Source organism: Mycobacterium sp. 3-98 (assembly GCF_035918355.1).
GTDB classification, from domain to species: Bacteria; Actinomycetota; Actinomycetes; order Mycobacteriales; family Mycobacteriaceae; genus Mycobacterium; species Mycobacterium intracellulare.
Map to the genome: position 1 here is coordinate 5,187,558 of NZ_CP142360.1, position 19,923 is coordinate 5,207,480.

At 60.0% G+C, this 19,923-nt stretch carries 16 protein-coding genes and 1 pseudogene; 7 read left to right on the forward strand and 10 right to left on the reverse strand.

Annotated features, from left to right (window positions below; genetic code table 11):
• Window positions 1-783 precede the first annotated feature (783 nt).
• Window positions 784-2,043 (forward strand): NtaA/DmoA family FMN-dependent monooxygenase, encoded by a 1,260-nt coding sequence (locus QGN30_RS24315; RefSeq protein WP_248923462.1) that lies wholly within the window; start codon window positions 784-786, stop codon window positions 2,041-2,043.
• Between the two features lie 41 nt (window positions 2,044-2,084).
• On the opposite strand, the gene QGN30_RS24320 is transcribed toward QGN30_RS24315, so the two are convergent.
• Window positions 2,085-2,549, reverse strand: coding sequence for a MarR family winged helix-turn-helix transcriptional regulator (locus QGN30_RS24320; protein WP_248923461.1), 465 nt, complete (start codon window positions 2,547-2,549; stop codon window positions 2,085-2,087).
• Between the two features lie 169 nt (window positions 2,550-2,718).
• Here QGN30_RS24320 and QGN30_RS24325 point away from each other — a divergent pair, with 169 nt between their 5' ends.
• The 3 genes from QGN30_RS24325 to QGN30_RS24335 all read left to right on the forward strand — a co-directional run bounded on the left by QGN30_RS24325 (window position 2,719) and on the right by QGN30_RS24335 (window position 5,049).
• Entirely contained in the window at window positions 2,719-3,528 is an 810-nt protein-coding gene (locus tag QGN30_RS24325) for an AraC family transcriptional regulator (protein ID WP_248923460.1), read from the forward strand.
• A gap of 353 nt (window positions 3,529-3,881) precedes the next feature.
• Window positions 3,882-4,442: a cyclase family protein gene (locus QGN30_RS24330; RefSeq protein WP_248923459.1), complete on the forward strand. Its 561-nt coding sequence runs from the start codon at window positions 3,882-3,884 to the stop codon at window positions 4,440-4,442.
• A gap of 145 nt (window positions 4,443-4,587) precedes the next feature.
• Window positions 4,588-5,049 carry a flavin reductase family protein gene (locus tag QGN30_RS24335; RefSeq protein ID WP_248923648.1) on the forward strand — a complete coding sequence of 154 codons (462 nt, stop codon included), beginning with the start codon at window positions 4,588-4,590 and terminating at the stop codon, window positions 5,047-5,049.
• A 215-nt stretch (window positions 5,050-5,264) separates the two neighbouring features.
• Here the strand turns inward: QGN30_RS24335 and QGN30_RS24340 are convergent, their stop codons facing one another.
• The 3 genes and pseudogenes from QGN30_RS24340 to QGN30_RS24350 form a co-directional block, all read right to left on the reverse strand.
• Complete coding sequence (locus QGN30_RS24340; RefSeq protein ID WP_333901673.1) at window positions 5,265-8,432, reverse strand: ATP-binding protein; 3,168 nt, start codon at window positions 8,430-8,432, stop codon at window positions 5,265-5,267.
• Between the two features lie 502 nt (window positions 8,433-8,934).
• Window positions 8,935-9,858, reverse strand: coding sequence for an SAM-dependent methyltransferase (locus tag QGN30_RS24345; protein WP_248923457.1), 924 nt, complete (start codon window positions 9,856-9,858; stop codon window positions 8,935-8,937).
• A gap of 452 nt (window positions 9,859-10,310) precedes the next feature.
• Window positions 10,311-10,540, reverse strand: a pseudogene (locus QGN30_RS24350) (adenosylhomocysteinase); the annotation flags it as partial.
• Window positions 10,541-10,891: 351 nt separating this feature from the next.
• Between QGN30_RS24350 and QGN30_RS24355 the strand changes: the two are divergent.
• Window positions 10,892-11,506, forward strand: a complete 615-nt coding sequence (locus QGN30_RS24355; RefSeq protein WP_326567442.1) for a class I SAM-dependent methyltransferase — start codon at window positions 10,892-10,894, stop codon at window positions 11,504-11,506.
• 197 nt (window positions 11,507-11,703) lie between these two features.
• Here the strand turns inward: QGN30_RS24355 and QGN30_RS24360 are convergent, their stop codons facing one another.
• The 3 genes from QGN30_RS24360 to QGN30_RS24370 form a co-directional block, all read right to left on the reverse strand.
• Window positions 11,704-13,260, reverse strand: coding sequence for a DHA2 family efflux MFS transporter permease subunit (locus QGN30_RS24360; protein WP_248923455.1), 1,557 nt, complete (start codon window positions 13,258-13,260; stop codon window positions 11,704-11,706).
• A 169-nt stretch (window positions 13,261-13,429) separates the two neighbouring features.
• Complete coding sequence (locus QGN30_RS24365) at window positions 13,430-14,578, reverse strand: acyl-CoA dehydrogenase family protein (RefSeq protein WP_248923454.1); 1,149 nt, start codon at window positions 14,576-14,578, stop codon at window positions 13,430-13,432.
• Window positions 14,579-14,748: 170 nt separating this feature from the next.
• Window positions 14,749-15,516: an SDR family NAD(P)-dependent oxidoreductase gene (locus QGN30_RS24370; RefSeq protein WP_248923453.1), complete on the reverse strand. Its 768-nt coding sequence runs from the start codon at window positions 15,514-15,516 to the stop codon at window positions 14,749-14,751.
• 262 nt (window positions 15,517-15,778) lie between these two features.
• Between QGN30_RS24370 and QGN30_RS24375 the strand changes: the two genes are divergently transcribed.
• Window positions 15,779-16,762: a PDR/VanB family oxidoreductase gene (locus tag QGN30_RS24375; RefSeq protein WP_248923452.1), complete on the forward strand. Its 984-nt coding sequence runs from the start codon at window positions 15,779-15,781 to the stop codon at window positions 16,760-16,762.
• Window positions 16,763-16,841: 79 nt separating this feature from the next.
• Entirely contained in the window at window positions 16,842-17,402 is a 561-nt protein-coding gene (locus QGN30_RS24380; RefSeq protein WP_248923647.1) for an MSMEG_1061 family FMN-dependent PPOX-type flavoprotein, read from the forward strand.
• A 319-nt stretch (window positions 17,403-17,721) separates the two neighbouring features.
• On the opposite strand, the gene QGN30_RS24385 is transcribed toward QGN30_RS24380, so the two are convergent.
• The 3 genes from QGN30_RS24385 to QGN30_RS24395 are packed head-to-tail and all read right to left on the reverse strand — an operon-like array spanning window position 17,722 to window position 19,898.
• The gene (locus QGN30_RS24385; protein ID WP_248923451.1) at window positions 17,722-18,348 is read right to left on the reverse strand and encodes a carboxymuconolactone decarboxylase family protein; all 627 of its coding nucleotides are present in this window, start codon (window positions 18,346-18,348) and stop codon (window positions 17,722-17,724) included.
• Window positions 18,345-19,010, reverse strand: coding sequence for an SRPBCC family protein (locus tag QGN30_RS24390; protein WP_248923450.1), 666 nt, complete (start codon window positions 19,008-19,010; stop codon window positions 18,345-18,347). Before QGN30_RS24390 ends, QGN30_RS24385 begins: the two co-directional genes overlap by 4 nt.
• A 54-nt stretch (window positions 19,011-19,064) precedes the next feature.
• A complete protein-coding gene (locus tag QGN30_RS24395; protein WP_248923449.1) occupies window positions 19,065-19,898 on the reverse strand; it encodes a cyclase family protein in 834 nt (277 codons plus the stop codon).
• Window positions 19,899-19,923: the final 25 nt, after the last annotated feature.

Below are 19,923 nucleotides of genomic sequence, written 5' to 3' on the forward strand. Positions count from 1 at the left end.
CCGCGATGCGCTGCAGCCGCGCCAGCGATACGCCCGTCATCGTGATCTCGTCTGCGTCGCGGAATCCTTACATCGCGGTCGAGGAAGTCTAGGATCGTCTGGCATACGTCGCTACCTCGATTTTCATGGCTCACCCGATAGCTCGAAGGGCTTACCGAGACCGTGGGTGCTGGCTGGTTTGGGCAATGCAAGCAGTCGTCCAGTGCCCAAACAACGCTGATGTTCCGCTGTACAGAACGTCAGCGCCTGCCGCCTGAAAGAATGGTCCATCGGAATCGAAGCCGACCGCCGAATCCGTGGAAGCGCAGCGCTGGTGCTTACTTTTGCGAAATACTTGCTCAGCGGTTTTAGTGCTATTCGTTCGCCGGTACGGAGCCTAGTGACGGGCGCCAGGCGTCCGCCGCCAAGAGCCCACATAACGCTTGATAGGCATCAGTTTACGGCCCCAGGCCGCTCGTCCCCAGCCTGTCGAATGGCCCAGTAAAAGCCTGGGGGCACGCCGAACATCATTATGTCGCAGCGGGCTTCGCACGGGTCGGCGACGCTGGCCGTGCCACGCGCGGAGCATCTGCGTTGACAATGATGCACGCCCACACTGCCCTAATGGCGCAATGCGCGTGATCGTCCGACAGACCCTGGCGAAGGGGCATCTACAGCACTTGACTGCATAGTGCACTTGAGTACACTATTTTCACGCTGACGTTACGGACGGAAGGATGCATGTTGACATCGGAAAATGGGCTAATCTTGTGCGCGGCCCTTATGCACGGACTTGGAATGCACATGGGAGCGTGGACCGCTCGTAGCGGACCTGCTTCAGACTATGTATCGCAGCAATTGCCACTGGAGATGGCGCGCATCGCAGAGGATGCCAAGCTTCATGCAGTGTTTTATGCCGATGCCCTTGGGATCGCAGAGAGCGGCACCGATCGTCCGGTGAGCGCTCTTGAGCCAATCATGCTGCTAGCCCTAATGTCTGGCGTGACATCTCACATCGGACTCGTGGCCACAGCGTCAACCACGTTCAGCGATCCGTATCTGCTCGCTAGGTGGTTCGGCACGCTTGATCATCTCAGCGGCGGTCGTGCGGGTTGGAACTCGGTTGCTACGTTTAACTCCGCCGCGGCCGAACAATTCGGCGCGGCGGAATTGCCAAGCCACGCCGAACGATACTCTCGGGCCGAAGAGTTCCTCGATGTGACATTCAAATTGTGGAACAGCTGGGATCCCGATGCGCTCGTCGGCGACAAGATCAAGGGCGTTTTCGCTCGTGCGGAAAGCGCACACACCATCGACCACGCCGGTGAACATTTCAGCGTAAAAGGCCCTGCGCCATTCCCTCGGTCCCCGCAGGGACGGCCGGTAATCTTCCAGGCTGGCTCTTCCGAACCTGGTCGTGAGCAAGCAGCCAAGTACGCCGATGTGGTCTTCACGGCCCAGCATCTGCTTGAAGATGCGGTGGAATTCCGCGCCGATATGCTCCGTCGCGCAGCGAAGTACGGACGAACGGTAAAGGTGTTGCCGGGCATGCTCTGTCATGTTGGCGAGACCCGCCAGGAAGCCGAGGCGCGACGGAAACTCCTCGACGACGCTGTCGGTACCGGCCCAGAACTCGTCAGGCTCGCACAAAGGACTGGTACGCCAGTCGAAGCGTTGGTGCTTGACGAGAAATTCCCCGTTCAGAGGCTAATACCCAACGATCAGTTCAAGGGATCGATGGGCTTTAGGAACACTCTAGTCAATCTTGCTGTGCGAGAAGATCTTACCGTTCGAGAGCTGCTGCTTCGCTACGGCGGAGGCCATCATCGCGTCGTCGGCTCGCCCGCAGATATCGCGGACATCATGGACGAATGGCACAGGGCGGGTGCCGCTGACGGTTTCAATTTAATGATCGACATGCTTCCGTCTGGGCTGGAACAGATCCGGGATCTCTTGGTCCCGGAATTGCAGCAGCGAGGGATGTTTCACACCGACTACGAGGCAGCGACGCTCCGAGAGAACCTCGGAGTGCCGTTGCTGAACACGGGTTTGGACGCGACATGAATTCAGACCCAGCAAACATCGCGCGTTGGAGCAACGAGAAGCTAGGCGGACGAGAACTGCCCCGGTGTTGGCGTCACGGAAAGTTCGACACCGAAATTGCCGGCCCAGATCAGCAACGCAGCAAGCCGCCGCTCCTCGGACATCTCGTCATGCAGACTTGCAAACCGGATTCGTGCCCGGTTGCTGATCTTGCGAGTAAGCCGCGCGCCGACCGTGGTTACTCGCACGAGCGTCACACGTGCATCTTTGGGTGACTCGGCGCGCTCGACGAGTCCACGGTCCTCGAGATTCCGGCTAAGCCGCGATACCAAGTTTAGCGGCACGTCGAGCCGAGTAGCCAGTTCAGAGACCGTTCGCGTCCTCGCGGCGGCGCCCAACAGTTGCACCAACAACTGATTCTCAAGCGGGTCTACGCCATGTCGGCGAGCCTCGTCGTCCACGATACGGAAGACCCGACGTGTGAGAAAACGGGCGTCCGCAATCGCCGCGAGTCGAGGATCGGTCATCTCGGCCGTTAGCTTACCCGCCGACAGGCCGGGATTGGGCGGTTACCCCAACGGCCAGCCAAGGCCGCACCCGCCATTCGGGCCTGACCGGCCACGCGTAGTTAGGACGGCGGCGCGAAAACGCAATAAAATACCAGGGAGCGTCAGATGCCGAAGGAACCGCGAATCGATGATGGAGAATTTCGCCGCCAACACTAGAACCGCCGGAACGCATGTGGCGCGGGCGGACGCTCCCGCGCCTGCGCGACCCGTGATCGTCTTAGCCGAAAGACATCTCGCATCCGTGACACTTCCGCTGCACCGCCATAGCGACCGCCTGCAGCTGATTTGTGTGACTCGCGGGATGTTGCGTGTTCGTTCGGTGACAACGATGTGGCTGGTGCCATCAGGGACGGGCGTGCTTATCCCCGCTACCGTCCCACACGAAGTCCTCGCTTCAGACAGCGTGCATTTTCGAGCGGTGAACATCAGCCCGGAGCGCCTTAGCGGTGTCGGATCATGCCTGGTCATCGCATTGGGGCAGTTCCTTGCGGCGCTTGTCGACGAGGTAGCCAAGCTGTCGGATGATCATGCGCTCAGCGGGCCCGGGTCGCGGCTGACGGATGTACTGCTCGACCAGATCGAATCGGCCCCTCGACGTTCTCTCACGCTGCCGCGGCCGCAAGACCCTCGCGCGCAACGCGTTGCCGACGCGTTGTTCAGTACCGACGGCGACAGGCGGACCCTGGAGTCGTGGGGTCATCATGTCGGTGCTAGCCGACGGACACTGTCCAGAATCTTCGAATCCGAAACAGGAATGAGCTTCCGTGAATATCGGCGCCAGGCCCAATTGCAAACTGCAATTGGGCTGCTCAGTGATGGGCACGCTGTGGCCCGGGTCGCTCACAGCCTGGGCTATGAAAACTCCTCGGCCTTCATCCACGCATTCAAATCGGCAACCGGCCTCACCCCGGGACAGTTTGCGACCCAGCCGTCTTAGGTGATCTCTAGGGCCTTCGGCAGAAACAAGATCGGCCAACAATCACACTCGACGTCACGAGCCAAGTCCCCTTCGGTTTACCCCGGACCTCGCCTGAGACGATTCATGTATCCGTGGTTTCATTTCGTACGGTGACTCTGACGGCTGGGGGCACGTTGCGTATCAATCCCATGTCCCGCAGTCGACACAACGGTTCGCAAGATCGATACCGCCGCAACTGTCGAGATGCTTACCCTAAATTGGACACGTACGAAAAGTCACTGGTACAGCGCCGCTACCCCCATATCTAGTGGGACGTGGAGACACAATAGAGGAGCATCGCGATGCTACTGGATCTTACCTTGGCTATCGACATGGATGACCCGATCATCGGTAAGGCCACGACCGATCAGAACAGCTTCATGTCCAACGGACACATCGGAACCCACCTCGACACCTACTTGCAAACACCGATACCCGCAGAATTCCATCGCCGTCGTGGGGTGGTAGCGGATGCAACAGCGTACGCCCAACGAGATGTCGAGATCAGCCCAGATGTGTTGCGCCATCGCGACATCAGATCAGGTGACTTCGTCATCTTCTATACGGGCGCGCTGGAAAAATCGGGCTATGGCACGAAAGACTACTTCAAAGATCATCCTCAATTGAGTTGGGGCCTCATCGATCTGCTGCTCGAACTTAAGGTCAGCTTAATCGGCTTGGACGCCGCGGGCGTCCGCCGACCGGGTGAGCACAAGATCGCCGACCAGAAGGCGGAGGAGCGGGGTACATACATTATCGAGAACATCAATAACGTAGGTGAGTTGGTTCGCCTTGCCGGTGACAGAGACTTCTCAATCTTCACGGGCTGGACGGGTTTTCGTGGATACAGCGGTCTGCAATGTCGAGTAATCGCCGATCTGCAAGCAGATTGACTGCAGAAGTTCCAGATCGGGCGTATTCATGAAAGAAGCTGACACCAGCGAACGCACCGATACAGCGGGATTCGTTCCGCTGTCCCAAGATTGCTATGAGTCGTCTCCGGCCGAACTCGCAATTGCGCAGTGTCTACGGGAGGTTATGGCCTCAGTCTGCACGCCGGTCAGTGTGGTAACTGCGCTCGACGATGGCCGACCGCATGGGACCACGGTTAGCGCATTCTGCTCCCTGTCGCTGAAGCCACCGATGATCGTTGTGTGTTTGGACCGGAGATCGACGTTGTTGGAAATCATCCGTGCTACAGGGTGTTTCGGCGTCAACGTTTTGAGCAGCGATGCCGCGCGCTCGGCGCTCGCATTTGCCACCAAGGGCGAGCACAAGTTTGACGGTGTCGAGTGGTCGCTCGACCGGGATTTGCCCCGTCTTTCTGCTGCAGCCGGTTGGGTTGCCTGCAGCGGCGCACTCCTAGTTGACGGCGGCGACCACGTGGTCGTGATGGGCTCGGTGGTCCGAGCCGAATCTATGGCTGGACGGCCATTGACGTACTACCAGCGGGAATTTGGCACGCATACACCGCTACCTCGCCCCATCGATGCGTTCTAACTCAGGAAGGTGGCCTAAAAATGCGCCCGGCTGCGCCTTCCAACTCTGATCATTAATCATTGGCGTCCTCCAGAGGCCTGGCGGATCAGCTGTACGCATTCCCGCTAGCCGCAAACGGATAACCCACTGACCACGCTTGTCGACCGGGCCCCGCTGCCCTTGCTTTCACGTCGCTCGCGACGCCTACTCGTTGTGGCGGCGAGTACGGTCAATCACTAGATCATTGCGCTCGCGGCCGCGGCGTGTCCGTCGAATCCGTACGCAATGGCGGCGGCGTGGTAGCGCGACACGTCTTCAACGAACCTCGATGGCGTGCCGTAGGCCCGCACTAGAAGCGTGCGCGCGCGAAGTAGTGCGATGTCGTTCAGCACGAAGCCAGGGTCTGTGGGCACCGCCGCCAGCCTGGCAGCGGCAGCCTTCGCTGCCGTCAAATCGCCGGGGGCATTGCGCGAAAGCAGCGCCTCAACCAAAACCGTTGTCGCCAAACCCAAATACACCATCTCTCCCGATCGAAGCTCATCTTCAACCGCACGGCAGATGAGCGCGATAGCTTCGTCGGGGTTGCCGAGGCGGATCTGCTCCCTCGCCGCAAGGATGTCGAAAAACCACACTGCCATAACCGTGACCTTTTCACGTGAAGCCGCCTGGCGCACAAGGTTAAACAAGTTGAAGCCGCGCTGTCGTTCGGCCGGATCGTCGAGATGAACGAGCACAATTCCGCGAGCCATGCACGCGTTGGCCAAAGTCAGATCGTCTCCGGAGCGCTCGGCAAGCTCCAAGATTTCGGCGGTCTCACGCAGGATGGCCTCGTCGGGCAGGAGCAGCCCATTGCCGATGCTTACGGTCTTATACATGACCGTAAGCACACGGGACGTCGGGTCGAATGCACGTGCCATATCGATAGCGGCGTCGAAGTCGCCCTTCCAACCGGGCTGCCCCAAGCTCGACCGCGCCGCACCTCGCGCGGCGATCGCCAGGGCCAGTGGCGATCCGACAAGCATGTTGCCCATGGCCGGGCTTCCGCTTGCTAAGTCGATGACCCGCTGAGCCAACCGCTCGGCTTCGAGCGCCTCGCCGGCCTGCCACTTGGCGAACACTGCACCATGCAACAACGCTACCGTGAGTACGTCGTCGCCTATCGACTCGAGAAGGTTCACGTAGTCGGAGGCCAGCCTAGAGGCCTCAGGCACCCGGGTCTGGAAGGTCATCGCGATCAGGTGGCCAGACATAGCGGTGACCAATGATCGTGAGTCGTGCGTCACAGCTGTCAGCGCCTTAAGTTCGTCGAACGCAGCGTCTTCGAAGCTGGCGCCAACGCGCCACGCAGTCGCGCACAGCAGCGTCAAGGGAAGTACCCGCAGTCGCGTCCGCTCGGCATCAGTGGTGGGCAATTGGTTGGCTAGTTCGTGCGCATGTTGCCAGCTGCGCCTGGCCGCGCGAATATCGCGGTAGATCAACAGCTCCGCCGCGCGCATATACCATTCGAAAGCGCCGCGCAGATCATTCGCCGCTTCCAAATGCATGGCGATGAGCGCGGCGTGCTCATTGGCCACCGACGGTGCGCGATCTTGAAGAGCCACGGCCACTTGACGATGAAGCTGCGAACGTCGCGATTGCAGTTGAGATTCGTAGACCACCGTTCGGATAAGGGGGTAGCGGAGCATGTATTCGTCCGATGCGGTTGACGTCACACGCTCGACCAGTCCCGCATCCACCAGCTCCGCTAGGCGAGGGTCATCAAGCACCTTCTCGAGCAGATCGACTTCAAACCGGGAACCTATGACCGCAGCTGCATTCAATGTCCGCTTGGCGGGCGCACTAAGACGATCGATACGGGCCGAAATGGTGGCCTCGACCGTGACGGGTACATTTATTTCCGCGGCGTCGACAAGGCATACGTAGTTTCCGTAATCGCCTGAGAGGACACCGCGTTCGGCAAAGTCCTGCACAATCTCCTCGGCGAAAAAGGGGTTCCCGGCCGCCCGCTCAGCGATTTGCACGGCTAGTTCGGCGGTCGAGTCGTGCGAACCAAGCAACTCGGTCATCAGGGCAGAAGATTGCCCATTGTCCAGCGGCGGTAGGCTGATCGACCTGAGGCCAGCGATCGTCGCCAGTGCACCGACGTATTCCCGCCGATGGGTGATCACCACGAGCGACCGGGTACTGCGTAGAACGGCGATCAAGTCGGCGAGGATCGCTTCGCTGACATCGTCGATCCATTGGGCATCTTCGATGACGTACATCGCTGGCTCCTGGCGCTGCAGCGTATACGTGGTCAACAGACGTAACAGTCGACGGCGACGAGCATCTGGGTCGATATCGGTTGGTTCATCGACGGCGCCACGTATCCCTAGCAAATCATCCAACAGAAGGACGTCTTGCGCTTCCTCCGTGGGCAATTCGGCGCGAATCTTGGCTCGTGCTGAGACCTCGTCGAGACCGCCGACGCGAAAAATTGCGCGCAGGAGCACGGACGCAGCGTGGAATGCGATCTCGCGCGTATGTGCTTCACAGACAGTGGCAAATACTTCGGCTCCGCGAGACATGGCGATTCTCGCGGTCTCTCGTACTAGGCGGCTTTTTCCTATTCCGGCAACACCAACGACTTCGGCGATACATCCACTGCCGCAGATGGCTGCATCCAACATCGCTGTTAGCTCACCGACTTCGGAATCGCGTCCGACAAGGGCCGATTCGGGACGACCAATCCGAGGACGAGGACCAATGCCGATCAAGAGCCGAGCCGGTAGCGGATCCACAGCTCCTTTGACGAGCACCATTTCCGTGGGTCCAAGGACCACACGATGCTCGACAAGTCGCGCTGTTGAGGCACTAAGCATCACTCCGGCCGGAGGCGCCGCAGTCTCCATACGTTGCGCCAGGCCGACTTGGTCACCGATTGCTGTGTAATTGTGTGGGCCGGAACCTATATCGCCGGCGATCACCCGCCCTGAGTTCACGCCGACGCGAACATGCAGCGCGACGCCGTCACGACTCGCGATCTCGGCAGCCACATATTTTGTCGCCCGTTGTATCGCCAATGCAGTCAAGCAAGCCCGAAAAGCGTGGTCTTCTAGAGCATCCGGCGCTCCGAACAGGGCCATGACGCCGTCACCGGTGAATTTATCGACGGTCCCGCCATAGCGACGGATGATTTCAGTCCACCGTTCGAATAGTTCACTTAGAATCTCGCGCAGGCGTTCCGCTCCGAGAGCGGTCGCAACATCCATTGAATGAACCACGTCGGCCAAAAGCACCGTCAATTGCTTGAATTCGGCTGCCGCGACAGACGTAACCGGTGCCCCGCACCTATCGCAGAACCGCGCATCGGTCCTGAGCTCGGTATGACACCGCGCACACATAGGCCCCGATGAGATGACCATCAGATTCAGGTGGCCTTGGTTCGATGCCGCAAAAAGAATCGAACGCGACCTTCAGTCGCTAAACCGAGCCTGGCGAGTGTCATCATCGCTCAGACAACCCGGTGGTTAGTCGAACAGATCCATGGGCCAACGGATCGGCGTCTTGATGACTTCGGAACGTCTGCTGTAGCTCCCGCCGACAGGTGCGGTGGTTCGTTGCAGTCGGACTGCGAATCGACTGAAACCATCCTCAACCTCTCCGCTGCAACATTGCATTTCGGCGCTGGGCACGCGACAACGTTTCCGCCGATGGCATGTCCGTGCTGGCTGGTGATACCCCGCACCGTAATCACCGGCCGCGCCCGACAGCTTGTGCGCTTGCCGATTGACGATCGCAGGCTTGGTCCTGGCCTAACGAGGAATGAGTTTCGACGTACGGAACAGCCGCAAAAGTTTCTGCAGGCCTCGCGACCGCCGGTCGGTGCCAGGGAGGCATAGGTGCCGGAAGAATGGCAGTTCCGAGCTACACGGGCAGTACCGACGTGCAGTAGTAGTCCTGAGCGAGAAAGGCGTCGTCGCCCACGGGTCCTGCAAACCCGCTGTCGGCCAAAAGCTCGGCCGGGGATGTGCGCTCTGAAACCCAGCCTCGTTGGCCCAGGTACGTGGCGACGTCGTTACGCGGGCCTGGATAGTGAAGGCCGCTGAACTCGAACTCAAAGCCGCGCTCGCGCCACCGCGCACCCAACGCTTTTAGAGCCGTAGTAGCCGCTGAGCCGTCGTCTGAGTTTAGGAAGATCTCGGCGGCCAGCCTGCTGCCTTTGGAACTAAGTGTCGTGATGTCGGCGAGTAGTTTGTCTTGACCTTCCGGCGGTATGAACGCCAGCAACCCCTCGACAATCCACGCCGTCGCTCGACTGCTGTCGAAACCTGCATTCCGAAGCGCCGCCGGCCAATCTTGCCGCAGATCGATACCGACTGTTCGGAGGTTCGCACGTGTCACGGCACCCAGCTTGGCAAGTGTGGCTGTCTTGAACTGCAGAACATCGGGTTGATCAATCTCGAATAGCGCCATTCCGTCTGGCCACGACAATCTGTACGCGCGAGCATCAAGGCCGGACGCCAAGATCACAGTTTGACGGATCCCTGCTGCGATCGCATCGCGGCAGAATATATCGAAATATCGAGTGCGAGCGGCGAGCATGTCAGTCATGGGCCCAAAGCCCCAAGGCAGTCCAGGTAGATCGATGTCGGCGGACTCGAGTTCACCGGTGGCCCAACGGGTTAGAAAATCTATTCCCACTGCACGCACCAGTGGCTCGGCGAACGGGTCGTCGATGACCGGACTTTGAGCGCGGGAAGCCCGGGCGCGCCCCGCGGCCACCATCGTTGCCGTTGCTCCCACACTACTTGCCAGGTCCCATGTGTCGTCGTCGGTGCGTAGTCCCATCGCCAGTCTCCTACCTTGGGTTGTGCGCCTGTGTTTCGCCTGGGGTCGGCTTGTCACTGCCGGTCCGTTGCAGGAGCAATGCCCTGTGAACGAGTTCTTCCGCGACCGCTGGCCCGTCTGGGCATGCGGCCCGACGATTTCGTGGGCCCCGCAATCCCTGGGCTTCGCTTGAGGAAACCCCACGGCTCACCCTTGCAGCGACCCGCGGTGAGCCCCAAGCAAGTCGTGCCGCAGAGCGGTACAACATGTCGTGCCAACTTCGATCGTCGGCCTGTGGGCGCAGGGAATCATCCCTCCCCTGGCTACGTTGAGCATCTCGCACTCCGTTCGCTGCATCTCGGATATCGAAACCTGTTGAGCGACAGTAGTACTGACCGTCAAGTCGTTCACTCCGGTCGCCCAGGCGGACAGTCTTAAGCAAAGGTCAGCCGGGACAAGCTTTACCGCAATACTTCGATGAGCACGATGATCGACTTGCTGGAACCCCGAAGGTCCACCGCTCGACCCGCGGCTTGATGCTGAGCAGGGTCGCGCCGGACCGCTCCAGCACCGCCATTTCGATCTCGTTGTCGAAGTGACCGATGTTGCCCTGGATGGCATCGTCCTTCATGGCCGTCATGTGCTCGCGCAGGATGATGTACTTGTCGCCCGTGGAGGTCACGACTACGCCGATGGCGTCTTCGCACCTGCTTGACATCGTGTAACCGTCACAGACATTGACCGATCACGGTAAGACGCCCTTTGGCCTAGCCTGTGCCGCCGAGCGGAACGCCAACTCGACATCGTGTGCAATTTGGTAAAGACTCTGACCACAAGGCCGTTCCGGCTGGAACTAGACCGTTGGTATGCATTTTTGGAAGCGGTGCAGCGCAATCGTATTCATCCGTTAGAGGATGCTCATGCCGATGTCATGCCCAAGGTCCAGTTCAGGCTCACAACAGCGCTGGACCGGACTTTCGAGAGTACGCCGTGACACGTTCGCTTCTGAACGCTGCCAGACACGAAGGAGGCAAGTTCGTTGCCAGACAACTGGATGCTCGCCGCGCCGCGGTGGGTGCGCCAGAAGATCGGCGCATTCCCCTACCCGCACTGGGCCTCAGTCCTGTTGGACAACCCTATCCGGCGGGCATTGGAAAACCCCGCAGTAACAATTGACGCGATCGGACTCAGCGGAGAAGAGAACGTCCTAGAGGTGGGACCGGGCCCTGGGTTCTTTAGTGTCGAGTTAGCCAGTCGCCTTACAACAGGCCACCTCGATCTCTTTGACATCCAACGCCAAATGCTCGCCAAGGCTCGAGACAAGCTTGAGTCTGCCGGGTACCGGAACGTGGGGTTCCATGTAGGCACAGCAGAAGCAGACTTTCCATTCCCCGACAATGCGTTCGATGTTGCGTTCCTCGCCGAAGTGATCGGTGAGGTGCCTGACCAGCCCGGGTGCCTACGAGCTCTTGCTCGCATTGTAAAACCACACGGAATATTGGTGTTCCGGGAGGCGTTCCCTGATCCCGACCGGCTAAGCGTGGCAGAACTGCGGGCTCTTGCTGAACCGAACGGATTCTCGTTCATCGACGGTCAGGAGAACCGTTGGAGAGCAATCGCCCGTTTTCGTCGGAAATCTCCGGAACTCGAGGCAACGCTGGAACATTAGGAAATGTGAGTGGGCCGGCGCCGAACTGACATCGCGATACTGTCAGCCACGACGCAAGGATGGCGTTGCCTGCGATAGTGTTCCACTACCAAGTTCAACAGCTACCCGGTTGGTCGTCGTGAAGAGCCATCCCGGCTGATCCACACTGTCGATAAGCATCACCATCGCGCTGATCGGGTCCAAAGCACTGTTCTGCATCACCGAACGGCATCGCGGATATCGGACGTTAGACCGGTACCGACCACGGCGGCCTTCCTCGGGAGAAACGCCGCGGGGATGTACGTCAACGCCAGCAAGATGACCCCCGCGACGAGCACCATGGTGTACGCATGTGACAGATCGTGCGTCAAAGCACTTGTGAAGCCGGCATTCTCATGCAGATTCACAATTTTTCCTGCGGCGTCTAGCTTTTCATCGTAATTAATCTGGCTGGTCAGGATCACCGACATCAATGCGCTGCCCAGCGAGATGGCGACCTGCTGGTTGACGTTGACCAGCGCCGAACCACGCGCGATCTGCTCGGGAGCCAGGGCCTGCACGGCCGCTGCGGACAGCAGCATTGTGGAGCAACCCATTCCCATACCCATGATCGTCAGCCCTGCCAGCAGGGCTGGCAGGTAGTCCCCATGTGTGGCGATTCCGTACCCGAAGATGCTCATCCCGGCGGCGATCAGCGTGATGCCGACCATCACGACGCTGCGCGGACCGCGCTTATCCATGAAGACTCCGGCAATTGGCATCGTGACCAGAGCGCCGAGCCGCTCAGGCACGATGTGCACCCCGGACTGCAGCGGGGTTTGGTGGAGCAGTTGTTGCAAACAGCTGGGCAAGAGCAGCCCAACGCCAAAAAACGCAGCCGCAGAAAGCAGAATCGCAGAATTGGCGGCGGTGACTTCTCGATTCTTGAACAGTCGCAGATCGATCAGCGGATGGTCCGTGCGGTACAGGGCATGCAGAACGAACCCACCGATCAATGCCAGGCCGATTGCGCCCGGCACCCACACCTGGAGGTCGGTAACCGTACCTCGCTTCGGGATCGTCGAAATGCCATAGAGGAATGTCGCCAGGCCAGGCGACAACAACAACATGCCGATGATGTCGAAGGCTTCCGACCGTGTCGCACGGTCCTTCGGAAACAACAGCGCCGCTAGGACGAATGCGGTCACGCCGAGCGGCAGGTTGAGCACGAAGATCCACTGCCACCCGTAGTTGTCGATCAGCCAGCCGCTCAACACGGGCCCGGCGATCGGGCCGAGAAGCATGGGGATACCCAGCACCGCGATCAGGCGACCGAGCCGGTTCGCCCCTGCCTCCCGAGTCAAGACGGTGTACGCCAGCGGCGTCAGCATGCCGCCTCCGAAGCCCTGAAACACCCGGAATCCGATGAGCAACATCATGTTTGGCGCCACCACGCACAGCAACGAGCCCCCAGTAAACGACAAAACCGAGGCCAAGAACAGGCGCTTGGTACCGAACCGGTCGGCCGCCCAGCCGGCCGCAGGGATCACGGTGGCCATCGCAAGGGTGTAGCCCGTCATCGTCCAGGCGACGACCGCCTGAGTGGAGCCGAACGCGGTGATGAAGGTGTGCTGGGCCACAGCGACGACGGTGGTGTCCACAATCGTCATCATCACAGCCAGCAGGCACACGCCGGCGATTCGCAGCAGTCGGGCGTCCAGATTGTCTGGATAGTCCCATTCGTCTGCGGCGATTCGGCCGGTACACGCCTCGCGTCGACCGTCGAGGTGAGTCATGGGGTGGACGCCATCCCGGACGGATGGTAGGGCCACCGATTGTAATGAGCTCTACGATCTATTGAGCCTGGCCGTGACCCGATGACTATCGGCCCCTGACCGCTGCCATACGCGGGATCGCCTGCCAAGGCCGCCGCCGAAACTCTCATTCTCATTGGCGCCAGCCCACCTACAGGCCGAGCGACTTAGCAATGATGGACTTCATAACCTCGCTGGTGCCCGCATAAATGCGAGCCACTCGGGCATCGGTATAGAGCCGGGCGATCGGGTATTCCATCATGTACCCGTAGCCGCCGAAAAGTTGAAGACAACGGTCGATCACCCGAGCCTGCATCTCGGTGCAGAACAGCTTGACTCGCGCAGCGTCGGCGCTCGACAGCTGCCGGTCGACATGCAGCGTGACCGCCTGGTCAAGCATTGCCTGGGCGGCCTCGACCTCAGCCGAGCACGCGGCGAGTTCGAACTTGGTGTTTTGGAATGATGCTACGGGCGTGCCAAAGACTTTGCGGGTCTTGGTGTAGTCAATGGCCGCGACGATCGCCGAGCGGGCCTGCGCTACGGAACCCACGGCGACCGCAAGCCGTTCTTGCGGGAGGTTGTGCCCGAGGTAACTGAAAGCCTGGCCCTCTTCGCCCAACACATTGGTCGCTGCGACCCGGACGTCGACGAAAGATAGTTCGGCGGTGTCTTGAACCTTGCAGCCCATCTTCTCGAGCTCCCGGCCGCGGCTGAAGCCCGGCATTCCGTCCTCCACCACGAATAGGGTGAGGCCTTTGCGCCGGTTTTCCGGATCGGTCGAGGTACGGGCGACCACTATCACAAGATCCGCTTGCAGACCTCCGGTAATGAACGTCTTGGCGCCGTTGATAATCCAGTCGCTACCGTCGCGGACCGCGATGGTACGCAAGCCGGCGAGGTCGGATCCGGCGCCTGGTTCAGTCATTGCGATGGCGGTCAGCAGTGTGCCTTTCGCCAGTCCCGGGAACCATCTTTGACGCTGCTCGTCGGTTGCGTAGTGCAGGAAGTACGGCAGAATCACTTCGAGCTGGGTGCGCACCGTGGACAGCGTGACCAGCGCCCGTGCCGCCTCTTCCTGAAGCACCACATAGTAGCGGTAGTCGGGCGTGCCGGCGCCGCCGTACTCCTCGGGGATAGCCATGCCGAGGATGCCGAGCGAGCCCATCGTTTCGAATACCTCACGCGGCATGCGTCCGGCCTTCTCCCAGTCGGGATATGCTGGTACGACTTCCTTTTCGATGAACGAGCGAGCCAACTGACGGAATGCGCCGTGGTCTTCGCTGAAAAGATTCCGCTTCATCTGATGGTCCTTCCGGCTACTCGAAGAGTTCGAATAGCCTGGCAACCGCGGCACCGCGATCGCATTTGCACAAGCCAACCAACGGAGTGGTTACTCTTGGGATCGCGTTGCAGGTAAGAAGTCTGAGACGTCGCATGTTCAGAGCTTTCGTGACGTGTGCGGGTGCATCGTCACATCACCAGTCCGCCGTCGACAGGCAGGATCTGGCCGGTTATGTAGGAGGCTGCGGGGGACGCCATAAATAGAAATGCTCCAGCGATCTCCAAGGGCTCCGCCCAACGTCCCATGGGAATTCGGGACGCCATTTTCGGCGCAAATTTCGGGTTGGTGCGAATGGTTTCGGTCATCGGTGTTGAAGCCAACGGTGCTATCGCGTTGACCGTTATGCTTTGAGCCGCGAGCTCACGCGCGAGCGACTTTGTGAATCCGATGATGGCAGCCTTGGCCGCCGAGTAATTGACCTGGCCGAGACTACCGACAAGCCCGGCAGCAGACGTGACATTGACAATGCGCCCGCTTCCGTCAGTGGGGATGTAGGGCAGCGCCGCCTGAGTGCAGTTGAACGCGCCCATCACATGGACGTTCAGAATGAGTCGGAGGGACTCAGACGTCAGGTCAGAGAACATAGCCGGACGTGTGATTCCTGCGTTGTTAATCACGATGTGCAGGTCACCACCGGCCAGGTTGGCCGCCTTCGCCGCGGCCGCATCCGCGGATTCACGATCCGCGACGTCGAGAACCGCCGAATCAGCTATGCCACCGGCTGAGGAAATCCGTTCTGCCACCTGGTCTGCTGCGTCTCGATCTAGGTCGGTGATCAGGACTGCAGCGCCTGCGCTGGCGAGCGCGACGGCCACCGCGGATCCGATCCCACCGCCGGCGCCCGTCACCAGTGCAGAACGACCCGTCAAATCGAAGTAATGCTGAGGGCTCCTCATCACAGAATCGTTTCCATCACTTTCTTTAGCGCACACTCGCGCGCCCATCGGCGCTCAATCGGCTGTCATTTGTCTGCGGCAACCGATTTGGACATAGCGGACTACCTTGAGCCGCTCATCACTGACCTTCACGGGAGCGTAGAGGAGGCCTCGGGACGCCCGCAGCCGCGCGTTCCGCGGATCGAAACCCAAGCGTGGCCTGTTGGCTCGCAAACCCGCGATAGTGAGTCAATGAAGTCAGTCTTATGCCGGCTTCACCGTTGTGGACTACCGCAAATTCTCCCTGGCGGAGAAATCGGTGGTTGAGATCGCTGCTCGAGTTCTGGAGCTCCGGTACGAGGCGGACTCGGTGGTGTCTGTTCGGCTTGGCGCGCTGGATGGCTCGCCGCTGCCCGATTGGTCGCCCGGCGCGCATCTCGATCTTGTTCTGCCGATTGGTTTAGTGCGCCAGTACTCGATCGTCGAGTCAGATCCCTTCCAGCGGTGGTATCGGATCGCCGTGCTTCGCGATCCGGCGAGCCGCGGGGGTTCGGAATATGTGCACCTCTTTTTGCGGCCCGGCCAACAGGTCGCGATTCGTCCTCCGCTCAACCACTTTCAACTGGCAACTGCGCAGGAGTATCTCTTGATCGCGGGCGGGATTGGGATCACGCCGCTCATACCCATGATCGACGCGCTTGACGCCGATGGTGCGACATGGCATCTGCACTATGCCGGGCGCAGCCGAGCAGCGATGGCTTTTGTGGACCGCCTCGCGCTTTACGAAGACCGTGTCACATGCTGGGACAGCACTGCTGGCCGCCGGCTGGATCTCGAGCGGGTGATACCGCAGGCGCGGACCGGCCTGGTCCTCTACAGCTGCGGACCCAGTCGCCTGATCGAAGCCATTCAAGCCTCGGCACGTAAAGCGCAATGGCACGACCGAGACATCCATTTTGAACGTTTCAAGGCATCTCCCCGGCCTCGTGCATCAGCCGACCGACCGTTGGTCGTGCGAGCAACTCGCAGTGGTAAAAGCGTCGAGATCGCTTCTGATGAGACAATTCTTAATGGTTTGACCAGGGCCGGCATCAAGGTCCCCAGCAGCTGTATGAGCGGACTGTGCGGCACGTGCGAGGTACGGGTGCTGGCGGGCCAACCCGACCATCGTGACGACGTCTTGACTCCAGTTCAACGCGAAGCGGGCGATCGCATGCTGGTTTGTGTGTCGCGCGGACTATCCGATCAGCTGGACTTGGAGGTGTGATGTGCCGAGCGCGGCGGACAGATTCAGACGGCTCAGCCTGGCGGAGGTGCACGATACTCTTGGGCCAGTGGCACCACCCGTGCAAACCAAAATTTCACCACAACTCACTCTGACTGCACGCCGATTCATCGCACACTCACCTTTTGCCTGTATCGCCACGGCGTCTTCGTTGGGGGCCGATTGCAGCCCTCGCGGGGACGGGCCGGGGTTCGTGCGCGTTCTCGACGATGCCACGATGGCCCTGCCGGACCGGACGGGCAATAATCTCGCCGACTCGTTTCGAAACATTATGGAACGTCCGGCAATCGGGATGCTCTTCTTCGTCCCTGGCCTGCGAGAGACCCTGCGGGTCAACGGCACGGCGTTCGTCACTGACGAGGCCGAGTTGCTTGAGATTTTTGCGGTCGACGCGCGTCCCGCGAAACTGGCATTAGTCATCAACGTCGAGCAGGTCTACTTCCATTGCGGCAAGGCGTTGATTCGATCCCAACTCTGGGACCCCGCGCAGCATTCGCTGGCCGACGCAGCGATGTTGGGCGCCAACGTATTTTTCGCGCAGCAAGTCGAACGCAATCAGGCGACGCGCACGGCCGCGGAGATGTCAGAACATTTTGAGCATACCTACGTCGACCAGCTGTAGTTGATTAGTTCGTCGTGAACCGCCTCGCCATGCCAGCCTCTTGGCGTTAACGGAAGCATCTCGGGTGGTTCGTCGAGGAGGTACCACGTGCCGGGCGTATGACGAAGCGGCGTTAGCCGGCTATAGCCCCCAATTACGAATCACCGCAGGACTTTCCGTCGTAGATCGCAACGAACCGCCCAAAGCGGCTCTAAGTCGTTGTCTCACAACGACGTAGCAGGCTTGAGTCCGCTACCCGGTAGTGGCACACGTCCCCCTCCGGGCGCCCACACTCGTCCGCCACGTTCGGGCCGCGCGGACAACCAGATGAACCCCCACATCAGACCCCCCGAGATTCAGCGGGTGGTTCAGCTGTTCCAATGTCAGATGGCGGCGCCATGGGTGGTACTCCGATGTCAAACACAGCCATCAACTGGGCAAGGGTCCGATAGTAGCCGACGAGCACGGTCAGTTCGATCATCGAGGCAGGACTGAGTTGCGCGCTCATTGTCGCGAATTCGTCGTTGGTTAGCTGGTGTTGATCCCTGAGCAATATCTGACAGAAGGCAGCAGATGCGCGCTCCAGATCGTCTTCACCGACAAGAGTACCGCTTGCCAGCGCGTCCAGCTCCGCCTCTGTCAGCCCGGCGGCTTTAGCCACTTTGGCGTGAGCCCACCATTCAAATTCGCTGTCCATGGCGTGCGCCACCTGCAGTATGGCGATCTCGCGCACCCGAGGACTTAGATTCGTGCGGTAACGAATTGCCGCGCCGAGTCGTTCAAGGTTGGAACCCAATTCTGGTTCATGCAGCATGATCCCGAAGGGTCCATTGAGTGTGCCGTCCTCAGCAGTCAGCGGAAAGTGGGGAGTACCGGTGGATCTGGAGCCCCCAGTGATCCGTACGTAGATCGCGCGTTGCTGCTCGGTGAGTTGGTCGAGCGGAGTATGCGGCAGACGAGCGCTCATCGGTTAACCCGCCGTCCGAATACCAACCAGCTCAATGCAAACCCCGCTACTGCACCAAGAATTGCCCGGCCGTACCGCTTTTTGATCTCGGGCAAAATCAGTGCCATCACGTCTAGTTCGGCGGCTGCAGATTCCTGCGATGCAGGCTGTGGTGTTCGCGGTGAGCGCCGACGGCCAGCCGTTGCCGCAGACAGCTCCCCCGTTCGAATGCCGAGCCCGTCTGTCTCACCGTCGTTGTGCCCCAAGACTTGGACGCTGAGGTTGTCGACGAACTGGCCGAGTAGACGGTTGCTGACATCGGCAATCGCTCCGCGGCCGAATTGAGCAATGCGACCCGTGATGTCTAACTCTGTGTTGACCACCACGCGGGTCTGCTGAGGGTGGATCGACTCAAGTCGGAACTGAATCTCAGCAGCCGCCGTAGCGGCGCCGCGTGGATCTTTACCTGAGGCCGAGACCACGGCGCAATGGGCAGCGCTGTCGCTGTGCGTGAAGCGGGCCGATCCTTGGAATTGGGCACTGACCGGGCCCACCTTGACTTTTACGGTTGCGAAGTAGTCCTCACCGTCCCGGCCTTCCAACGTTGCACCAGGTAGACATGGTGCAATCCGTTGGATATCAGTGAGGATCTCCCAGGCGTGGCTGATGCCGGTATCGACCACGAATTCATTCGTTAGTTGCATAGTTTGCCGTATCTTATTGGTGAGGTGCTGATTTCAGCTCGGCACGCCACCGAGGCCTTCGATCACTTCGTCCTCGCCGCAGTCGAAGAAGGCCATGATCCGACACGGGCAGGCTTCGCCGCCCTCGATCTTCCACGGGAACGCTCCAATGATCGCTCGACGGTCAAGGACCGTCTTAAGGTCGCCTCCCACGTTTTCGGCGTGGATGCAGCCGTCCTGAAACGCCAAGTGGTGCATGGGGAAGATGTCAGAGGTGATCTCGCGCCCCGACATGTGGTGGTGGTAGGTGTATTCCCCCAAGAACTCTTTGTAGGACATGCCGACTTTTTCCTCAAACTTGCGCAGCAAATCGGGGCGCATGTTTCGGATGGTGGTGTTCATCGGGTGGTCGCCGGAGCCGGCGTCTATGCCCCACCATGCAATTTCCATCTCGGCCATCCATGCGGCGAGCCGGGCGCTGCCCCCTGGATGCATCGTGAAGTAGCGTACAAGGTCTTGCTTGGGGCGACCCTGGTAGTAGTCGATGAACCCGGTGTGGATGATCAGAATATCGCCCTTTTTCACCTCGACCTTCGACGTAATATGCTCTGGCTCAATGAGTTCCCAGTCACTAACCTGGTCCGATACATCGACGATGGCGCCCGGGTGGATGAGTTTAGTCAATGGTAGCGACGCCATGTCCAGGCCGCCGTCGGTGCCGTGCATCGGACCATCGAGGTGCGTGCCGGAATGCAACGATGTCTCGATGAATTGCGAGACGATCTGGTTGGTTTGCAAGTTCTGGGTGTAATACAGCTTCCCGCCGGGATAGCCCACCCAGCCCGGAGTGTGCAGGCCCCACGGATGCGTTAGGTCAACGACTTTCATCTTTGCTCCATTCCTGTGTGTTTCG